12 protein-coding genes are annotated in these 21238 nt (G+C 53.4%); 6 read left to right on the forward strand and 6 right to left on the reverse strand.

The genetic code is table 11. The features are described 5' to 3' along the window. Positions 1–62: 62 nt before the first annotated feature. Positions 63–2855 carry a DUF2726 domain-containing protein gene (locus tag EGM51_04210; GenBank protein QBG46638.1) on the reverse strand — a complete coding sequence of 931 codons (2793 nt, stop codon included), beginning with the start codon at positions 2853–2855 and terminating at the stop codon, positions 63–65. A 151-nt stretch (positions 2856–3006) separates the two neighbouring features. Here EGM51_04210 and EGM51_04215 point away from each other — a divergent pair, with 151 nt between their 5' ends. From EGM51_04215 to alr, 6 genes are all read left to right on the forward strand, one after another. Then, positions 3007–6567, forward strand: coding sequence for a cobalamin biosynthesis protein CobT (locus EGM51_04215; protein ID QBG46639.1), 3561 nt, complete (start codon positions 3007–3009; stop codon positions 6565–6567). A gap of 5 nt (positions 6568–6572) precedes the next feature. Then, positions 6573–9320 carry a cobalamin biosynthesis protein CobT gene (locus tag EGM51_04220; protein ID QBG46640.1) on the forward strand — a complete coding sequence of 916 codons (2748 nt, stop codon included), beginning with the start codon at positions 6573–6575 and terminating at the stop codon, positions 9318–9320. A 107-nt stretch (positions 9321–9427) separates the two neighbouring features. Then, on the forward strand, positions 9428–11623 hold the full coding sequence (locus tag EGM51_04225) for an NADP-dependent isocitrate dehydrogenase (protein ID QBG46641.1): 2196 nt from the start codon (positions 9428–9430) through the stop codon (positions 11621–11623). Between the two features lie 727 nt (positions 11624–12350). After that, complete coding sequence (gene leuC, locus EGM51_04230) at positions 12351–13751, forward strand: 3-isopropylmalate dehydratase large subunit (protein QBG46642.1); 1401 nt, start codon at positions 12351–12353, stop codon at positions 13749–13751. Beyond that, entirely contained in the window at positions 13751–14371 is a 621-nt protein-coding gene (gene leuD / locus EGM51_04235) for a 3-isopropylmalate dehydratase small subunit (protein ID QBG46643.1), read from the forward strand. The genes leuC and leuD overlap by 1 nt, the downstream gene beginning before the upstream one ends. A 111-nt stretch (positions 14372–14482) precedes the next feature. After that, a complete protein-coding gene (gene alr / locus EGM51_04240; GenBank protein ID QBG46644.1) occupies positions 14483–15589 on the forward strand; it encodes an alanine racemase in 1107 nt (368 codons plus the stop codon). Here the strand turns inward: alr and EGM51_04245 are convergent. From EGM51_04245 to murJ, 5 genes are all read right to left on the reverse strand, one after another. Then, positions 15571–16128 (reverse strand): hypothetical protein, encoded by a 558-nt coding sequence (locus EGM51_04245; GenBank protein QBG46645.1) that lies wholly within the window; start codon positions 16126–16128, stop codon positions 15571–15573. The genes alr and EGM51_04245 overlap by 19 nt on opposite strands. 25 nt (positions 16129–16153) lie before the next feature. Beyond that, positions 16154–17263 (reverse strand): N-acetyl-gamma-glutamyl-phosphate reductase, encoded by a 1110-nt coding sequence (locus tag EGM51_04250; GenBank protein QBG46646.1) that lies wholly within the window; start codon positions 17261–17263, stop codon positions 16154–16156. Between the two features lie 85 nt (positions 17264–17348). Next, entirely contained in the window at positions 17349–18836 is a 1488-nt protein-coding gene (gene glpK, locus EGM51_04255) for a glycerol kinase (GenBank protein QBG46647.1), read from the reverse strand. Positions 18837–18874: 38 nt separating this feature from the next. After that, a complete protein-coding gene (locus EGM51_04260) occupies positions 18875–19627 on the reverse strand; it encodes a tRNA 2-thiocytidine(32) synthetase TtcA (protein ID QBG46648.1) in 753 nt (250 codons plus the stop codon). A gap of 4 nt (positions 19628–19631) precedes the next feature. Continuing rightward, the gene (gene murJ / locus EGM51_04265; protein QBG46649.1) at positions 19632–21209 is read right to left on the reverse strand and encodes a murein biosynthesis integral membrane protein MurJ; all 1578 of its coding nucleotides are present in this window, start codon (positions 21207–21209) and stop codon (positions 19632–19634) included. Positions 21210–21238 lie beyond the last annotated feature (29 nt).

A 21238-nucleotide genomic window follows, 5' to 3' on the forward strand; every position in this document is an offset into this window, starting at 1 on the left:
TGGTCTGCGTGCGGCGTTCTGAACTGATATTTTAATGTCCGGGAAACCGCGCGGGTGTGTTTTTAAATCCGGGTGGTAAGTGTCTGAAGCTTCTGTTTAATGCGCTGTTGTTCATTGCTGCCGATGGTGGATAACCGGAGCAGAGGCAGACCGCTTTTTTTCAGTATGGAGTTCTTCAGCGTGTCCCGGTACGACTGTCGGGTTTCTTTTCGGTGATAGGCATATCCATCCACTTCAATAACAAGTATCGGACGCTTATCAATTTCGCTGTAAATCAGGAAATCACATCGTGTCCAGGGATGCCGGGCATAAGCGGCTTCTTCTTCGGTCAGGAAGTCGGTGTTTTTCAACAGGGTTGATAACGGGACCTGAAAGGCCACCCGATGCCCCCGGAATGAATTTTGGAGGAGTTCCTGAAGTTCGTGATAAATGAGGTTTTCTGAATCATACGTGGATATTCGTCTTCTGCTGCGCAGCCGGGCCATTCTGGCTTCAGCGTAATCCCGGTAGAGAAGGTCGAAGACAGAACGGACTCTGCCGGGGATTACTTCGCCGTTATTGTACCGGATGTAGCGAATGAAATCGGCGATATTTCCTTCGTCTTCGGCGATCTTTTTCGAGGTGACCAGCCGGAGTTTCTGCTGTGCGCGTGAAATAGCCACATTCAGCAGGTTGGGATCATCAATGAATGCATTAGTCTGGTTTGCAACCGTTGTAAGGATCATGGCCGGTTTTTCCCGTCCCTGATATTTGTGGACGGTATCAATTTCGATGCCGGATGAGCTGATTGCCGTACGGGTCAGTTCTGTCTGTGCCCGGTAAGGTGAAACGATGCCGATATCTTCCGGTGGAATTCCTTTGAGCTCAGGAAGAACATGGGTGGCGATTTCATCGATCTGTCGCTGGTTCACTGTGCCGCGTGCGTGATTGCCTTCAACGGTTACATAGACTTTTAAAACATCCTCTTCGCCCCGATCCTCCGTCATGATGATTAATTCGTTGTTATAGAATTTCTGGTTGCAGAACTGGATGATTCTGGGGTGGCAGCGGTAGTGTTCCCTCAGGAGGGTTGCAGGAATGCCCGGAAAAGCTTTCAGAACAGAAGATAACAGGCTGTGTCTCTCAAAGCGGGCGTAGTCGGGGACTGCATAGGATCTTCCGATTTCCTCCGCACGTTTTCTGTTTTCATTACTCAGAACATGGGGAAGCTGCATGAGATCTCCGACCACTACGAGCCGCTCGGCGCAGCTCATCGTCAGTGCACCGTTGAGCAGATCCACCTGACTTGCTTCATCCACAATAACGCAGTTAAACCGGTAGCCGTTTCTGACGGATGTGATCACAGAGAAGGTTGTGCTCATAACGACCGGATATTCTTTTAGAAATTTTTCGGGTGCTTTCCATAGATCGTCCGCCTTGAAAATTTTACGGTCGCGGTTTTGGTATTTTCGGGAAAGGTGGTGTTTCAGCAATTGCATTGAAATGGTGGAGAGTCGATTCAGTTTTTCCTCGAAATGAAAGTCGGCAAGATCCTGCTGAAGCGAATTTATCCGGTGTTCCAGTTCAGCTGTTTTTCTCAGATAATATGCTTTCTGCAACAATGTAATGCGGTCTTTCGGCGCTACATCGAAAAATGCGCGGGCGGCTCTGCCCAGTTGGAAATAAAGACTTATTTTCTCAAAAAAGCGTATGGGTGTGCGATTGCGTTTGTATTTTTCTGATAGTGGGTTGGTCTGTTTAATGTTCTGTTCGCAGGCGATCCAGTGTTTCATCAACCGGTCTGACGAGGTTTTCATCAGTACGGATACTTTTTCCTGCATGGCGGTTTGATGGGACCACTCGTTTTCATACTGTTCAAAGTGCTTTAATTCCAATACAAGGGCATCACGCTGACGGATCGCATCGGCCAGTTTATTCTTTTTATCGAAGGCTTCATCCAAAGTACTGTTTAAGGTGCGGATTTCTTTCCGGATGGTGGAGATTTCATCCTGTTTCAGGTTCGGAAGTGATATGGGTGTGTGGCGCTGGTTGTTTATAAATTCCTGCTTATTACAGGAACTGCCGAGAAAGGCGCCGATAAAATCGAGGCCTGCATGCTGCAGTTTTTCCAGCACATTTGCTGTTGCGGCATTGTTGTTGGAAACAATGGCCACGCTTTTTTCCTGCATCAGCAGATTGGCAATCAGGTTCAGAATGGTCTGCGTTTTTCCTGTTCCCGGAGGACCCTGGATTACGGACACCGGATTTTTAAAGGCGTTTTGTACCGCCAGTTTCTGGCTCCGGTTACATCCGAACGGGAAAATAAGTCCGGCGGCATCCTCTTCAGAAAATATTTCATTCTGAGGAGATTTCCCTTTAAGAAAACGGGCCAGAATAGTGGTTTTATTCACGACGTTGAGGTGCTGAAATTTCCGGGCCAGTAATGCCTCTCCCTCTTCGGTTTTTAATGTGCTTTCAGCGGCAAGTTCCCGATAATAGCAGAGCAGGTCTGTATTTAAGCCGGCACTATCGGTTATCGGGCTGAGTGAGATGTCGCTAAAACGGAAGATCCTGTTTCGGTTATCGCCTCGAAACACTCTGGCCCAGTCTCCAAAACGCAGGATTTCGCTGACATCGTAGATTAGATGGCCTTTGATGGAGACGCGTTTGTTTTTGATCGGAATTATTTGGGCTGCAGTGAAATATTCGACATTCTGCGCCGCATACCGGTACGATTTACCGCTACGGTAGGTTACCTGAATTCGGTCGTCCATACGGGAAATCCGAATAACCTGCTCGGTCTGGTCTTCCCCTTTAATAAGAATGAGATGTTTTTTCAGATGAAACGGGCTTTGTGTGCGGTCTGTGTGATTCATTATTTATGTTGGCTGATGGTCAGGATAATGCCGGGGTTTGGATATGATTTATATTTCGGATAAAAATATGGGCCTTTCCCGCTTATTGGAAGTTTTGTGCAATGAATTTTTCCGTATAGTCACAACTGAATAAAATAAGGAATCGGGGTTTATGAGGGCGCAGCATGGTTTGGGGTTGGTTGTTTTTCTGATTACTGCTGCGGTTGCGGGAGCCGTTGATATTGCCGAACTTCAGCGCAGGGCGGAGGCCGGTGATATTCAGGCGCAGGGGGAGCTGGCGCATTGTTATCGTTCGGGCGACGGTGTTGAAACCAACTTTAGTCTCGCGTTTGACTGGGCGGCGCAGTCCGCCGAAGGCGGAAACCGGGACGGTCAGTATGAGCTGGGATACTGTTATCGCAACGGGTACGGCACGGAGACCAATTTTACGGAATGTCTGAAGTGGTATCATCTGGCCGCGGAGCAGGGGCATTCGAATGCCATGTACGGCATTGGATTGCGGTACCGTCATGGACAGGGCACAGAAACGAATCATTCCGAAGCTATAAAATGGTTTGAAAAAGCGGCGGCGTATGAGCATCCGAAAGCCATTTACCGGCTGGCGCTTTATTATGAAGAGGGCAGGTGGGTTGAGACCAATACGGTGCTTTGCATGGAGATGCTGCATCGGTCGGCGGAGCTGGGATATGAAGCTGCTTATGCGGCACTGGCCTATCGGTATGGAGTTGGCCAAAGTGTTGAAAGGAATTTGAAAAAAGCGTTCGAGTGGTATCTGAAAGCGGCCGAAGCCGGGCGGAAAATTTCGCAGTATAATCTGGCGGGTTATTACCGGCAGGGCAAAGGCACGGAAACCAATTTGACCGAAGCTGTACGCTGGTATCGGGCGTCGGCGGAACAGGGGTATGCGAAAGCGCAGTATGCCCTGGGTTTGCGCTATGCAAAGGGAGAAGGGGTGGAGCGCAATGAGGAGGAGGCGTTTGCATGGTATCTGAAGGCGGCCTCGAACGGTTATGATCGTGCCCAGAATGTGGTAGGGTATCGTTATTTTCATGGGGAAGGAACCACCTCGAATTGTACAGAGGGCGTTCGCTGGTACCGTCAGGCGGCAGAACAGGGCTATGCCCCGGCACAGCACAATCTGGGATTGAAATATCTTTATGGCGAAGGGGTGCCGACCAACCATACCGAAGCGGTCTTCTGGTTCCGCAAAGCGGCGGAGCAGGGAAATAGCAAGGCGCAATACAGTCTCGCACGGCGGTATCAGCTGGGCGAGGGGGTTGAGGTTGATGACGTGCTTGCTTCCGAATGGTTTCTGAAATCGGCTGAACAGGGGGATGCGAAAGCGCAGTTTTCCATAGGATGGTGTTATGAAGAGGGGGTGGGTGTGGAGAGCAACCGCCTGCAGGCGGCGGTGTGGTATGAAAAAGCGGCGGAACAGCAGCATACTTCGGCGCAGTACAACCTGGCGCGGATGTACGAATTCGGTCTTGGCGTTGAAGCGGATGCCGAGCGGGCATATGCGCTCTATCTGAAGGCGGCAGAAAACGGAGATGCATGGGCTCAGCGTAAGATGGGTTGGTTTAAACAGTCCGGAGAGATGGGCGAAAAGAATGAGGAGGAGGCTTTCCGCTGGTATTCGCTTGCGGCAGAGCAGGGATATACTCCGGCATTCAATGATTTGGGCTGGTGTTATGAATCCGGTATGGGAACCGAAGCCAATCCGGCGCTGGCGTTTGAATGGTATACCCGTTCGGCTGAAGCCGGGCATGCATTAGGTATGCGCAATCTGGCGGTTTGTTATGAGGGGGGAACCGGTACTGAAACCAATCCGGAACAGGCGGTGAAATGGTATCTGAAGTCGGCTGAGCTCGGTGAGCCGCAGGCGCAGTTTGAAATGGGCTGGCGTTATGATATTGGTGCCGGCGTGCCTCTGGATAAGGAAAAAGCGGCCGCATTCTATCGGGCAGCGGCGGCTCAGGGGCATATGATGGCTCACCATAATCTGGGGGTTTGTTATGAGCTCGGCGAGGGGGTGGAAATTGATTATGCGGAATCGCTCAAACACTATCTTTATGCCGCCGGCGAGGGATACGTGAATTCGCAGTACAATGCGGCGCGCTTCTATAAACTGGGGCATGGAACAGTACAGAATCCGGATCAGTCTTTCCGTTGGTATGCGGCGGCGGCATCGAATGGACTTGCGGAAGCGCAGTATCATCTTGCGGAGTGTTATGAGGATGGATTCGGTACGGAAACCAATACTGCGCTGGCACTGGAATGGTACCGGATTTCGGCGGAGAACGGCTATTCCGCAGCGCATCATGCTATGGGCTATCGCTATGCCAACGGGATTCATGTGGCGACCGATTATGCGAAAGCCATGCAGTGGTATTTGCAGGCGGTGGAGCTGGGGAATCCGTATTCGATGAATAATATCGGCAATCTTTATGCAGACGGACAGGGTGTGGAACAGAGTTATGAACGATCGGTGGAATGGTATCTGAAAGCTGCTCGGGGCGGGAATTCGGTTGCGGCGTATAATCTGGGCATTCGTTATGAAAACGGTCAGGGTGTTGAGAGTAACGATGCGGTCGCGGTGCAGTGGTATGCTGTGTCGGCTTCGAATGGATACCTGTGGGCGCAGAATGAACTGGGCGACCGCTATTACTACGGGAAGGGATTTCCGGAAAACAATGAGCTGGCGTTCCTGTGGTATTCACGTGCCGCGGAACAGGGGTCGGCTGACGCATTGTATCAGCTTGGGCTGCTGTATTCCCGGGGGCATGGGGTTGAGGAGAATGATCATAAAGCGTTTGATTGCTTTGCACAGGCTTCTGAAATGGGGCTGCTTAAAGCGCGTTATCAGATGGGCGTGAGTTATTACTGGGGTTACGGTGTGCCACGGAACCGGAGCGTTTCAGCCACAATTTTCCGAGAGTGTGCCGAAGCAGGTCTGGCGGATGGGCAGAACGATCTGGGGTGGGCTTATGCCCATGGGTATGGTGTTGAGCAGGATGTTGAAGAAGCGGTGAGGTGGTATCAGCTAGCTGTTAAACAGGGCCATGTCACGGCTGGGAATAATCTGGGGGTGGCGTATTATCGCGGCGCGGGCGTTTCCGCCGATCGGGGAAAAGCGTTTGAGTTGTTTCAGTTTTCTGCCGGGCAGGGCGATGCGGATGCGATGGGAAATCTTGCGGTCTGTTATGAGGAGGGCTGCGGGATTGAAAAGGATATGGAGCTGGCGCTGGAATGGCATCGGAAAGCGGCGGATGCCGGGAATGAAAGATCACAGCGGAAGCTGGCTCTTTTTTATGAAGCCGGTGGACTGCTGCCGAATGATCAGGAACGTGCGGCTTTTTGGATGGAGCGTGCGGCGGAAAACGGGAATGCAGACGCGATGTACCGCACCGGACTGAATTATGAGTTGGGGCGCGGGGTGGAAGTGTCGGGACGGATTGCGGTACGTTGGTATCGCAGGGCGGCGAAGCAGGGTGATCACGACGGCCAGTACCGGCTTGCTTTGGCGTTTAGAAATGGTCTGGGTGATCTGCGTCCGAATGACCGGCAGGCGGCGGTTTATTTTCATAAGTCGGCCGTACAGGGCAACAGAAAGGCGCAGGCGGCACTTGCGGAATGTTATTTTGCAGGACGCGGGGTTTCCAGAAGCTGGAAAACGGCGTGGGGCTGGTACCGGTTGTCTAAACGGGATTGAAATGGATGAGACGGGTTTGCCTATTGCTGATACTGGCCGCGGTTCTTTCCGGCTGTGTAACGTCGGAACGTCCCGAGGTGAAGGCGTTGCGTGAAAGGGCGGCGGAGGGCGACGGCGAAGCTCTCTGTACGTTGGGTTACCGGCATGCGTATGGTCTGGATGTTGATCAGGACTATGAAAAAGCACTGGAGTATTTCCTGATGTCGGCGGAAGAGGGATATGAAGGAGCGTGGTTTTATCTGGGGGTCCTGTATGAATATGGCTGGGGTGTTGAACAGGATCCTGCCGCGGCTCTTTCGTATTACCGGTATGGAGCTCTGCTGGAAGAGGGGTGGGCTGAGGGTAAACTGGGATGGTTTTACTTCAATGGACTGGTGGTGAATGAAGATGTAGAGCGCGGTGCCGGTCTCTATCTGCGTTCTGCCCGCCAGGGTGTTCCGTTTGCCCAGTTCAATATCGGAATCTGCTATGAATCCGGAATTGGAATTGAGCAGGATGATTTTGAAGCGGTTGAATGGTTCCGTCGTTCCGCGGAGAACGGAGTGGTGGATGCGCAGTATAAAATGGGCTATTACCTCAGCCACGGCATCGGCACGGTTCAATATGGAGCGCGTGCGGCCGAATGGTATCACCTGGCGGCGTCGCAGGGACATGCGAATGCCCAGAATAATCTTGGAGCGATGTACTACAATGGCGATCTGATTAACTGCGATCTGGATGCGGCATTTTTCTGGTACTCAATGTCCGCTTCGAATGGAAATCCGGTTGCCTGTTTTAATCTGGGAGTAATGTATGAAAATGGGGAGCTGGGAGAGACCAATCTCCAGAAGTCGGCGGACTTTTTTCTGCAGTCGGCGGAAGCGGGCTATGCCAATGCACAGTATCATGTGGCAGAAAACTTTTTCTACGGACGAGGAGGCTTTCCTGAAGATGAGGCTCTTGCGGTGGAGTGGTATGCCCGGGGAGAGGAACAGGGCGATCTGAATGCAATATACAGTCTGGCCTGGTGCTGTTCCCGGGGACGAGGGATCGAAATGGATGAAGCGCGGGCGTATACGTTGTTTAAACAGGCGGCCGAAATGGGCAGTCCGCAGGGAATGTATGAGCTGGCTGAATGTTATAACCGGGGCTATGGCATTGAGCCGGACAGACAGAAAGCCGTGGAGTATTTTCGGGCGGCAGCGAGTAATGGGGTGGCCGAAGCGCAGAACGACCTGGGGTTTGCGCTGAAAATGGGGCTTGGGACCGAAGTGGATTTTGAGGAGGCGGTTCTCTGGTACCGGCGCGCGGCGGAACAGGGGTATGCGCTGGCTCAGAACAATCTGGGGGTCTGTTATTTCGAGGGACTCGGCGTTGAGCAGGATAAAGAAAAAGCCGTAGAACTTTTCCGCCGGTCTGCGGAGGGGGGCTGCGAAGATGGTTTCAACAATATGGGCCTGAGTTTCCGGAATGGGTATGGCGTTGAGACCAATGAACAGGCGGCCGTTGAGTGGTATGTTCGAGGGGTTAATGCCGGCTATGCCGGTTCTGCCTATAATCTGGCAGAGTTTTTTTCGGAAGAAGACCGTGGTGTCTACAGTCCGGAACAGGCGTTTGAATATTATCTCATGGCGGCGAAACGCGGGCATGTTGAAGCCATGAATAAGGTGGGGTATCGCTACCAGTATGGAATCGGTGTCGGAAAAAATCCGGAAGCTGCTTTCCGGTGGTACCTCAAAGCGGCGGAAAACGGATTTGTGGTGGCTCAGCGCAATCTGGCAATCTGCTACCGCAACGGAACGGGAACGGAAATCGATCTGAAGAAAGCGGCGGAGTGGTATGAGAAAGCCGCACTCAACGGCAGTGTAAAGGCACAGCATACGGTTGCGCTGAACTACCGCTATGGTCGTGGAGTTGAAACCAATCAGACCGAAGCGGTGCGCTGGTACCGGATGGCGGCGGAGAACGGGCATGCGCCATCGCAGTTCAGTCTTGGACTTCGGTATTATAATGGCGAAGGGGTTGAAAAAGATGAGGTTCAGGCGGCCGCCTGGATTCTGAAAGCGGCGGAACAGGGACATGCCGCATCGCAGAATGCCATGGGCTATCGGTACTATTACGGTCGAGGCGTGGAAAAGAATTATGCGCAGGCGTTTCGTTGGTATCTGGCGGCGGCAGAACAGGGAAATGATTCGGCGCAGTATTATGTCGGGCGCTGCTATCGCTTCGGACGGGGTGTTGAAACGAATCTGGTTAAGGCGGTGGAATGGTATCGAAAGTCAGCGGAACAGGGGTATCACCGGGCACAGAATACATTGGGCTATCGGTATAAAAACGGTGAAGGGGTGGAGGCCGATCCGGTGGAGGCGGTGCGCTGGTTCCGGCTGGCGGCAGAAGACGGGTATCATCATGCGCAGGACAGTCTGGGTGAATGCTATTACAATGGCGAGGGGGTGGAACGGGATTTTACGCAAGCCTTTGAGTGGTTTTTCCGTGCGGCGGAGCAGGGCAATGCCTATTCAATGAACTGGATCGGAAAAATGTATCTCAACGGGGAGGGTGTGCCGGCCGATGACGCCGAAGCGGTCCGCTGGTTTTGGAAATCGGCCGAGGAGGGGAACTGCGAGGGGCAGTTTAATCTGGCGCGATGCTACTTCGACGGCTGTGGAGTTGAGAGTGACTCCGTTATTGCGCTGGAGTGGATGCGGAAGTCGGCAGAACAGGACTATGAACCGGCACAGCAGTATCTGCGGATATTGAAAAATACGGAGTAAACCCCCGTGTTTTCGAACGTTTCAAACCTTGGAAAGAGCTCGACATTCCTGCCGCTTTCCCCTAGACACTTCAGCTCATTTTTCACAACAAACGACGGAATAAATTCATGAGCGAAAAGATTATTTACACGATCACCGACGAAGCGCCTGCACTGGCAACCCGTTCTCTCCTTCCGATTATTGAAGCCTATACCGCTGCAGCCGGGATTGCCGTGGAAACCCGCGATATTTCGCTGGCCGGCCGCATTCTGGCTCAGTTTCCGGAATGTCTGACTGAGGAGCAGAAAGTCGGCGATGCACTGGCCGAACTCGGCGAACTGGCTCAGACACCGGATGCCAATATTATTAAGCTCCCGAATATTTCCGCCTCCATTCCGCAGATGAAAGCGTGTATTGCCGAACTGCAGGCGAAGGGGTACAATCTACCGGAATATGATGACCCGGAGGCTCGGCCGAAATATGAAAAAGTCAAAGGTTCCGCCGTCAATCCGGTTCTGCGAGAGGGCAACTCCGATCGCCGTGCCGCTACGGCAGTAAAAAAGTATGCGAAAAAAAATCCGCACCGGATGGGTGAATGGTCGCCCGATTCCAAATCCGTTGTTTCCTCCATGTCGGAAAATGATTTCTTCGGGAATGAAAAATCGATTACACTGGAAGAAGCCACCACCGCCCGCATCGAGCTCTGGGCTGACGGCGAAATCACGGTGCTGAAAGAGGGTCTCGAGCTTCAGAAGGGCGAAGTGCTTGATGCCACCTTTATGAGCGCCAAAGCACTGGAGCACTTCCTGGCTGAGCAGTTTATGGCAACCAAAGAAGCCGGCACGCTGTTTTCGCTGCATATGAAAGCCACCATGATGAAAGTATCCGATCCGATCATATTCGGTCACTGTGTCAAGGTCTTCTACAAACCGATTCTCGAACGTTATGCGGATGAATTGGCTGAAGTCGGCTTTGATCCGAACAACGGGATCGGCGATCTGTATGCCAAACTCGACCGCCTGTCACCCGGCACCCGGACCTCCATCGAATCCGAAATCAGGGCGTGGTACAACGCCGCACCGGATCTCGCTATGGTGGATTCCGACAAAGGTATCACCAATCTGCACGTTCCGTCGGATGTCATCATCGATGCCTCCATGCCGGCGGCGATCCGCTCTTCGGGTCAGATGTGGAACAAAGACGGTAAGCTGCAGGATACCAACTTTATCATTCCCGACCGCTGCTACGCCGGGGTTTATGCTGAAACTGTCGACTTCTGTAAAAAGAACGGGGCATTTGATCCGGCCACGATGGGCACAGTTCCAAATGTCGGGCTCATGGCGCAGAAAGCCGAGGAATACGGCTCGCACGATAAAACCTTCGAAATTCCGAAAAACGGCATTGTCCGTGTGGTCAATGCCTTCGGTCAGATTCTGCTGCAGCACGAAGTGGAAGCCGGCGATATCTGGCGCGCCTGCCAGGTAAAAGACGCTCCGGTTCAGGACTGGGTCAAACTCGCGGTCACCCGCGCACGCGCCACCGGAATGCCGGCTATTTTCTGGCTCGATGAAAAACGCGCCCACGATGCCCAGCTGATTAAAAAGGTAAACACCTACCTGAAGGATCACGATACCGAAGGGCTTGATATACGCATCATGCCGCCGGAAGAAGCCACCCGCTTTACGCTGGAACGGGCGAAGGCCGGAAAAGACACGATTTCCGTTACCGGTAACGTACTGCGCGACTACCTGACCGACCTGTTCCCGATTCTTGAACTCGGTACCAGCGCCAAAATGCTCTCCATCGTTCCGCTGATGAACGGCGGCGGCCTGTTCGAAACAGGCGCCGGCGGTTCCGCCCCGAAACACGTTCAGCAGTTCCTTTCGGAAAACCATCTGCGCTGGGATTCGCTCGGCGAATTCCTCGCACTCGGTGTTTCACTCGAACATCTGGCGACGGTCTACGGCAACGAAAAGGCGCAGATTCTGGCCGATACACTGGATCAGGCCAATGCCAAGTTCCTCGAGGAAAATAGATCGCCTTCCCGCAAAGCCGGCGAACTCGACAACCGCGGCAGTCACTTCTATCTTGCGCTCTACTGGGCCGAAGCCCTTGCCACGCAGGATAAGGATGCCGATCTGAAAGCCCGCTTTGCCAAACTGGCTGAAACGCTCGCCGCCAACGAAGAAAAGATCGTTGCCGAGCTGATCGACTGCCAGGGCGAACCGGTAGATATCGGAGGATACTATCGCCCGGACGAAGAACGAGCCAACGCCGCCATGCGTCCCAGCGAAACCTTCAACACCGCCCTCGCCGCGCTGTAACGAAGCTCTGCGCTGCTCCGTGCCGCGTGCCGTGCTGTAAAACAAGCCGATCCGATTCCCGGGGCGGCTTGTTTTGTTTAATTCATCGAAATATTTGCAAAGGCGAGAGGTATTTCCCGTCTAAATTGTCATTTTGCTCAGGAAGGGAAAGAGGCCGGTTCCAGATGATGTTGAGTTATGGCCATTTTCGGTGAAGTGCGATTCATACCCAACGTTTCCCTTCGGGTAAACGTTCGCTACACCAAATTCTGTTTCGAGGTGTAGCGTTCTGCATATCACGATAAAAGTAGCATGGAGATCAGCTCGGTTCGGAGTTTCTTTTCCGGGAGGCGTTTTCTCTGTACTGGATTCTGTTGTTTTAAGGTGTAGTGATCGGGTTCTCCTGAAGGAAGCGGTGTGATAATCCGCTCCGTTCGGTGTTTCCCTTCCGGGAGGTGTTTTCTCTGTACTGGATTCTGTTGTTTTAAGGTGTAGTGATCGCTTACCCGAAGGGAAGCGATGGGGGAGATAGACGTCGGGGTGAGGGGCGTGGGAACGCTTTCTGAACGTTTTGTTTGTTCTGTTCTTTCGGGGCAATTAAAGTCCTGACGGGTTGCAGGGGAATAAGCGTGGGTTCTGTTCGACGGGCTTCCTGTTGAAAATGTGGCCAAATAACGGCCAAAGAATGGCTTGAACGACTTTTCGGCATCTCTATAATCCCCGGTTCGCTTAAACCAAGGTAATAATTATGGGAAAAACACTGTTTGAAAAAATCTGGGACAAGCATGTCGTCAAGGAACTTCCGGGCGGCGAGGTGCTTCTCTATATCGATCGCCATCTTGTTCATGAAGTAACGAGTCCGCAGGCGTTCGAAGGGCTGCGTCTGCTGAATCGTAAGGTGCGCCATCCGGAACTGACCTTTGCCACCACTGACCACAATGTGCCGACGGATAACCGGGATGAGATTACGGACCCGATTGCTAAAGCACAGGTTGAAGCTCTGGAAAAAAACTGTGCGGATTACGGCATTACTTTTTACGGCATGGAATCCGATAAGCAGGGTGTCGTGCACATTATCGGCCCGGAACAGGGCATTACGCTGCCGGGTACAACGATTGTCTGCGGCGATTCGCATACGGCTACGCATGGAGCTTTCGGGGCTATTGCATTCGGGATCGGTACTTCGGAAGTGGAACATGTACTGGCCACGCAGACGCTTCGCCAGAAAAAGCCGCTTCAGTATAAGGTCGAGTTTAAAGGTGAAATTCCGGTCGGTGTAACCGCCAAGGATCTGGTGCTTGAACTCTGCGGAGAAATCGGTACGGCCGGTGGAACAGGCTGTGCTTTTGAATTCTGCGGCGAGGCGATTGAGTCGCTTTCGATGGAAGGCCGCCTGACGGTCTGCAATATGGCGATTGAAGCGGGTGCACGGTCCGGACTGATTGCTCCGGATCAGACGACCATTGATTATATTACGGCGGAAGACCGTCCGTTTGCACCGAAAGATGAAGCGCTTGAAAAATCGATTGAATACTGGAAGACGCTTTTCTCCGACGATGATGCAAAGTTTGATAAGGAACTCGTGATCGACGTCACGAAGATTGAACCGCAGGTGACGTGGGGTACGAGCCCGGGCATGGTAACGGGTGTGAACCAGGAGGTTCCTCAGCTGGATGGTGTTGCTGAATACAGTCCGGAAGATGTGCGTGCTGCGCTGGATTATATGGGGCTGGAGCCGGGACAGAAGATCACCGACATCAAAATTGATGCTGTATTCATCGGCAGCTGCACCAATGGTCGTATTGAAGACCTGCGTGAGGCGGCAAAAGTGATGAAAGGTAAAAAGGTGGCCGACGGTGTCCGGGTACTGGTGGTTCCGGGTTCCGAAAAGGTTCGTTATCAGGCCGAAGCCGAAAAGCTCGACCGCATTTTCCAGGAAGCGGGTGCGGAGTGGCGTTATGCCGGATGTTCGATGTGTCTGGCTATGAATTCGGATAAACTGGCGGAGAAGGAGCGTTGTGCTTCGACCTCCAACCGGAACTTTGAGGGACGTCAGGGTCGCGGCGGACGTACGCATCTGGTCAGCCCGGCCATGGCTGCGGCTGCGGCGATTAACGGTCACTTTGTTGATATCAGGGAGATTGACTAATGGAAAAATTTGAAACATTCACCGGAGTGGTCTGTGCGGTTGACCGTGCGAATATCGATACGGATGCGCTGATTCCCAAGGAGCATCTCAAGTCCATTAAACGTACGGGTTTCGGTCCGGCGCTGTTTTCGGACTGGCGGTATAATGCCGATGGTTCGGATAATCCGGATTTTATTCTGAACAAGCCGAAGACAAAGGGGGCCTCTATTCTGGTTGGCCGTAACAACTTCGGCTGCGGTTCCAGCCGGGAGCATGCGGTGTGGGCTGTGGCTCAGCAGGGTTTTAAGGTGGTGATCGCACCGATTGAAGGCGACATTCCGGGCTTTGCGGATATTTTCCGCAATAACTGTGCGAAAAACGGCGTGTTGACGGTTCAGCTGTCCAGTGAAGAGGTGGATAAGATTTTCGAGCAGGCAGAGGCGGATGAACCGCTCGAAGCAACGGTGAATCTTGAAGAACAGACGGTTACGTTCGGCGAGAACGTATTCTCCTTTGATGTGGATCCGGCGGTGAAAAACAAACTGTTGCTCGGCCTGGATGACATCGGGGAATCATTGATGTTTATCGATGATATTGAAGCTTTCGAAAAGGAGCATAATACGCAGTTGTGCTGTGCATAGTCTTTTCTTCCGCAGGAAAAAGGACTACAACAAAAAGCTCCCGGAATCCGGGAGCTTTTTTTGTTTAAGCACCGTGGAGGTGCAACTGTTTTAAACCTGTATTTTAAAATCATGAAAAATTATCTGACAGCCTTAATTTCTGAATCGGCCCTTCGGCACAATATTTCCGTTCTGCGCAGTTTGATCGGTGAAAATGTAAAACTTTGTCCGGTCGTCAAGGACGATTGTTTCGGACATGGAATGGACGTACTGTTTCCGGTACTGGCCGAGTGTGCCGATGGTTTTGCTGTGGCTGCTCCGCTCGAAGCGCTGGAACTGCGCAGAAAGGGGTATCATGGGTTTGTTCTGTGTTTCCTTTCCGCCTATTTTGATGATTTTGCTGTGCAGGATGAGCTGGTGTGGCAGGAAATCACCCAGACGGTTATGTCGACGTCTGCGCTGGATTCAATTCAGGCTGCGGCGCGGCGGGTGGGCAAAACGGCGCGGGTGCATTTGAAGGTGGATACCGGTATGGGGCGTCTTGGTGTTCCGGTCCGGCAGGCACCGAAGCTGATTGAGCGTATCCATGCAACACCGGAAGTGGAACTGACGGGGATTTATACCCATTTTGCGACGGCTGATGAGGCGGACCGCACGGCGACGTTCCGGCAGCTGGAAACATTCAGATCCATTCTCCCCGGTCTTGGAAACATTGTGGTTCATGCGGCAAATTCGGCGGCTACGCTGGATTTGCCGGAAACCCATTTTGATATGGTCCGGCCCGGTATTGCCGTTTACGGCTGCAGGCCTTCGGATGATATTCTGAATCCGATAACGCTGAAGCCCTGTATGTCGGTGAAGGCAAAGCTGATTGCGGTGAAGCATATTCCTGCCGGGGGCTGCAGCGGATATGGTCTGACGCATACCTATGACCGTGACAGCCGGGTCGGCGTTGTTCCGATCGGGTATGGCGACGGCTATTTCCGGAATCTTTCAAATAAAGCGGTGGTACGGATTAACGGCATGGATGCTCCCGTGCGGGGGCGGGTTTCGATGGATCAGATGACGGTTGATGTGACTGATATTCCGGATGTGAAGGTCGGAGATGAAGTTGAGGTGATCTCTTCTGACCCTTCGGCTCCGAACTGTGTGGAAAATCTGGCGCGGCTGGCCGGAACGATTCCTTATGAGATCACGTGCCATATCGGACACAGCATGCGTCACGAGCTCGTGGACTGAGCGGTATCGCGGAATTTTTCGGCACAGTCCGGGCAGAGGCAGTGACTGAATTCCATCTTTGTTTTAGCTTTCAGAAAGTCGTCGATGGATTGCCAGACTCCGGCATCGTCCTGAATTTTCTTGCATCCGCTGCAGAGGTTATGAAGGCCGCCGGGTTCCTGGACGTTGGCAAGGACGTTCTGCAGTCGGCCGTTGGTTTCGGTCAGCTCCTCTTCTTTTTGGCGCAGCCGTTTGTTTTTCCGGCGCATACGGCCGATACCCAGTGCAAGAACAATCTGGAGTCCAAGATAAGCGGGGGAGCTGATGAAATAGAGGTAACTGGCCGAGATGCTGAACTGCTGATAGATGAAGTGGGTCAGAGGCGTTAAAATCACCAGTGTAATCAGTCCTGCAACCGCTCCCAGCAACCCGGAGATCAGGGCCACCATACCGATACCCAGAATAAAATAGGGCTGATCCGGCGGGGCAGCAAACCGAAGAGCTGCCGAATAGACTGCCAATGCGGCCGCTGCAATCACCAGTCTGATGGTCCGATTCATTCCATAATCCGGTTAGCGGTTCCTGTCAGGGATATTGTCCGGGAAACGCAAGTGCTGTGCCAGAATCGAGCCCAAACATAAGATTCATATTCTGTAAGGCATTGCCGGCCTGACCTTTCATCAGGTTGTCGATATGCGAGATGACACGCAGGCGGTTGCTGCGCTCGTCCACATCGACCGTCAGATTGCAGTAGTTGGTGCCGCGGACATCGGCAATACTCGCCGGGGTCTGAGCGTCCTGGACCCGTACGAACAGATTATTTTTGTGATATTCCTGATAAATTTCCAGTACTTCTGCCGCTTTTCGGCCGTCCAGTGTTGCATAAAGACTCGACATGATGCCGCGGCAGAGCGGAACCACCTGGGCGGTAAAGGTCATCTGAACGGGATCGGTGCTCAGCAGACTGAGTTCCTGTTCCACTTCGACGGTATGTTGGTGTCCTGCCAGTTTGTAGGCGTTCATGTTGTCGTAGCGGTTGGGATAATGAAATGCGGCATTGGGCTTTTTCCCTGCACCGGAAACGCCGGTTTTACAGTCGGCAATGATGCTTTTCGGATCAATGATTCCGGCGGCAACCGCCGGCGCCAGACCCAGAATACAGCTTACCGCAAAACAGCCTGGATTGCCGACCAGTCTGTTGGATTCGTTAATATCATGCAGTTCGGCCAGTCCATATACCGTCTGGCTGAGAAGCTCCGGCGATTTGTGGATGGGGTCGCGGCCGATAAAGTTGGCATATTCGGCATAGCGTTCTTTGTTTCCGAACCGGAAATCACCGCTGTAGTCGATCACTTTGGCCCCGCGTTCCAGCTCTTCCGCAGCGGTCTGCATACCGACGCCGTCGGGGGTGGAATAGAAAACCACATCATAATGTTCCCGGTTTTTCGGATCATCCGGAGAGACAATGACATCGTCGCAGAAGCTGCGAAGGTGCGGAAAAACATCGCTCATTTTCCGTCCGGTATCCGACAGACTCACCAGACATCCGATTTCCACTTCCGGGTGTTTCAGCAGCAGCTCGGTAATACCGACTCCGCCATACCCTCCGGCGCCAACGACTTTTGCTTTTATCATGACAGTTCTCCTGAAAAATAAGCCGTAGAATTTAAACCACCACGCGTGTTGAATCGACATAAAAGTACTGTAACCCTGTGCTGCGCCGCCATTGTCCGTTTTCAGGGGGCAGAAATACGATGGATCCGAAGTCTGTCATAAACAGTCAGTTCTCCCAGTTTTTACAGCGTTCGACGGCCTGCTTCCATCGGGCGAAGCGCGATTCTGCTTCGTCTTTGCTGATGGACGGTTCAAAGATACGGTCGATTTTCCGGATACTGGAAATTTCGCCGGTTGATTGCCAGAAACCGACGGCCAGTCCGGCGAGTGCCGCAGCGCCGAATGCCGTGGTTTCGACCATGGCGGGGCGCTCGATGGGCACTTGCAGGAGGTCGGCCTGAATCTGCAGCAGCAGATCGTCGACACAGGCTCCGCCATCCACACGCAGAGAGGGAATCGGCCTTCCGCAGTCTTTTTCCATGGCACGCAGCACTTCCAATGACTGGAAGCAGATGGCTTCCTGTGCTGCCCGGGCAATATGGGCTTTTCCGGTCCCGCGGGTCAGGCCGATGAGGGTCCCGCGTGCGGCGGGATCCCAGTGTGGCGCACCCAGACCGGCAAAGGCCGGGACAAAATAGACGTCGCCGGTGTCGGGAACTTCCGCCGCCAGTGCGGAAATGTCGGATGCATTCTGGATGAGGCCCATTTCGTCGCGGAGCCATTGAACGACAGCACCTCCGATAAAGACGCTGCCTTCGAGGGCATAGTTGATTGATTTGCCGCGTTTCCAGGCCACGGTGGTCAGTAGCTGGTTGTTCGAAGCGACGGATTCAGTGCCGGTATTCATGAGCAGGAAACATCCGGTACCGTAGGTGTTTTTGGAAGAGCCGGGGTTGAAGCAGGCCTGACCAAAGAGTGCGGCGTGCTGGTCGCCGGCCATGCCGGCCACGCGGACGCCGCATTCGCAGAGGAATTTATTGACCGATCCGTAAACTTCGCTGGAGGAACGGACGTCCGGCATCATCGAGACGGGAATATCCAGCAGTTCCAGCAGCTCGGTATCCCATTCGAGGGTGTGGATATTGAAAAGCAGTGTGCGGGATGCGTTGGTGACATCGGTTATATGCGTGCCGCCCCGGGTCAGTTTCCAGATGAGCCAGGAATCGATGGTCCCGAATGCCAGTTCTCCGCGTTCCGCCTGTTTGCGGGCACCGTCCACATGGTCGAGAATCCACCGTATTTTGGTTCCGGAAAAGTAGGGGTCGAGAAACAGTCCTGTTTTTTTATGGAACGTGCCGGCCAGTCCGTCTGCCTTCAGTTTTGCACAGAAGTCTGCTGTGCGGCGGTCCTGCCAGACGATGGCGTTATAGATCGGGTTTCCTGTTTTCCGGTTCCATACCACCGTGGTTTCCCGCTGATTGGTAATGCCGATTGCTACGGTATCTTCGCAGTGTACGCCCGCGTGATGCATCGCTTTCTTTGCGGTGTACTGCTGGGCCGTCCAGATCTGTTCGGGATCGTGTTCAACCCATCCGGGCCGGGGATAGATCTGTTTGAGCGCTTTACGGGCGGCCGCACGTATATTCCCGGCATGATCGAAAAGAATCGAGCGGGATGAGGTGGTACCTTGATCCAGTGCAAGAACGCATTTCATAACGCGCAGTATAAGAGACGGATCGGCAAACTGAAGGATTAAGTGAGGTTAAGATAATCCCGGTCGAGCAGATGCCCGGGCCGTATATCCTTCATGGAACGAAGCATACTTTTGCCGAGGTTCGGGAAATCGGATTCCAGGGTTTTCAACAGACGTTCCAGTCTGGCGCGGTCACCCGTCCGGTCAAGCTGTTCGGAATAGTCGCATTGTCCGAGGTCTGGAAAGTCGAAGGATTCGGCAGCGGTTTCAATCAGGCTTTTCGGGGCATAGCACATCGGACGGATCACCCGCAGTTTTCCGGCATTACCGGGAACATTCGGACCCATTGTTTTCAGGCCGGTTCCTCGGAACAGTCCCATCAGGAGACTGGTGCAGAGATCATCGCGGTGGTGGCCCAGAACCAGTTTTCCAGCCCCGATTTCTTCGGCATAGCCATGAATAAAACCCCGCCGCAGCCGGGAGCAGAGTGCACAGGGGCGTTCTTCGGCTTTTTTTTCGAGGATCAGTTCGGCAATGGGGGTTTCAATGACGTTCAGTTTCCAGCGGTGCTTTTCGGCATAGTGGACGAGCGGTTTATGATCCAGTCCCTTGAATCCTTCGCTAATGTGGATGGCAAACACCTCAAACTTTACGGGTGCCCGTTTCTGCAGACGGGTGAGAAGGTGCATGAGCATCATGGAATCAACCCCTCCGCTGATGCCGACGAGCAGGCGGTCGCCCTCCTGGATCATGCGGTAATCCATCACGGCCTGTCCGGTGAGGCGGCAAAGCTGGGCAAAATAATCGGTCATAGGGTTATCTGCGGAGTATTGCTGATTTCAGTTCCCGCAATTCCGGGACCCGCAGAAGCACGGATAGCAGAAAATAGGTCAGGGCTCCGAGGGCCATGGCGAAGATCAGGGCGGTCATGTTTGCAAGTTTCTGCGGAAGCATTTCCCCAAAGAATGGAAGCAGGAGACGGGCTGTAAACCAGGCGGAGACGGCCATCAGGAGTGCACTGCACAGATGGCGGACCGAGCTGTGCGCGATGGATTGCCATTCGATATCTTTGATGCGGCGGGTCAGCAGTATGCCGAGCACGGTCATGCCGGCGGCTTCGGCGAGTACGGTCGAAAAGGCCATTCCGGCATGTTTCCAGTATTCGGGCAGGGTCAGGATGAATATAATGTTGAGTGCAAGGTTGATGAGCACAATGTAGATGCCGATGCGCACGGGGGTGCGGGTGTCCTGCATGGCGTAAAACGCGGGAACAAACACCTTGGCGGCACTGAAAACGATCAGGCCGGGGGCATAGAACATGAGGGCGCGGGCGCTCAGCAGGGTGGAATCTTCGGAGAAGCGGCCGCCCCATTCAAAGATGCAGGAAAGGATGTCGGGCGCGAGCACGAGGAGTCCGAGTGCGGCGGGCAGCATGATAAAGGAGAGGTGTCGCAGCGAATGGCTGATGGTTGAGCTCATGGCGGAATGGTTGTCTTCAGCGCGCTGTTCGGAAAACGTGGGGAGCAGTACTGTGCCCATGGCTGTGGCGATGATACCGAGAGGGAAATAGATCATGCGTTCACTGTAGAACAGGGCCGCCGGCGCCCAGTCGCCGATCCAGAGAGCAAGAAGCCGGTCGATCAGAACATTGAACTGCGTGACGGCCATTCCCAGGGCCGCCGGTGCCATAAGCAGGAGCATTTTTCGGATTTTCGGATCATTCCAACGACTGGAGAATTTAAAGGGGCAGCCGAACCGTTTCAGAGCAGGAAGCTGAATGGCCACCTGGGAAATGCCGGCCAGCAGGACCCCCCAGGCCAGTACGGTTGCGCGGGCGGAGGGCTCTTTCCCTGCAATTGGAAATACCGCCAGCATAACCGTGATCAGGATCAGGTTCAGTAGACAGGGGGCAAAGGCGGAGGTGGCAAAATGTCTATAGGAATTGAGGGCCGCCATTGAGAGGGCGGCCAGGCAGATGAAGACCACATAGGGAAACATGATGCGCGAAAGTTCGAAGGTGATGATCCATTTGTCGGAAAAACAGGGGAGTCTGGTGCAGACGGAAAAGAGAAAAACGCCGATGAGGGCAATGGAGGAGAGAAATGCAGCGGTCATGGTGACGACTTTTGCGGCCATATTCCATGCGGCCTGATCGCCTTCCTGAGTACGTGTTTCGATAAAAACGGGGACAAAGGCGGCGGAAAGGGCCCCCTCGCCGAACAGGCGGCGGAACAGATTGGGCAGAGTGAAGGCCACGAAAAAAGCGGAGGCCCAGATGGATGTGCCGAAGTGATAGGCAATAATGATGTCGCGCAGCATGCCCAGTCCGCGGCTGAGCAGCGTGAAACTTCCGACCACCCCGGCGGAACGTATGACTTTCCCGTCTTTCAAAATGTTTCCCTGGTTTGCTTATGCGTTTTGAG

It is taken from the genome of Verrucomicrobia bacterium S94 (assembly GCA_004299845.1).
GTDB lineage: Bacteria > Verrucomicrobiota > Kiritimatiellia > Kiritimatiellales > Pontiellaceae > Pontiella.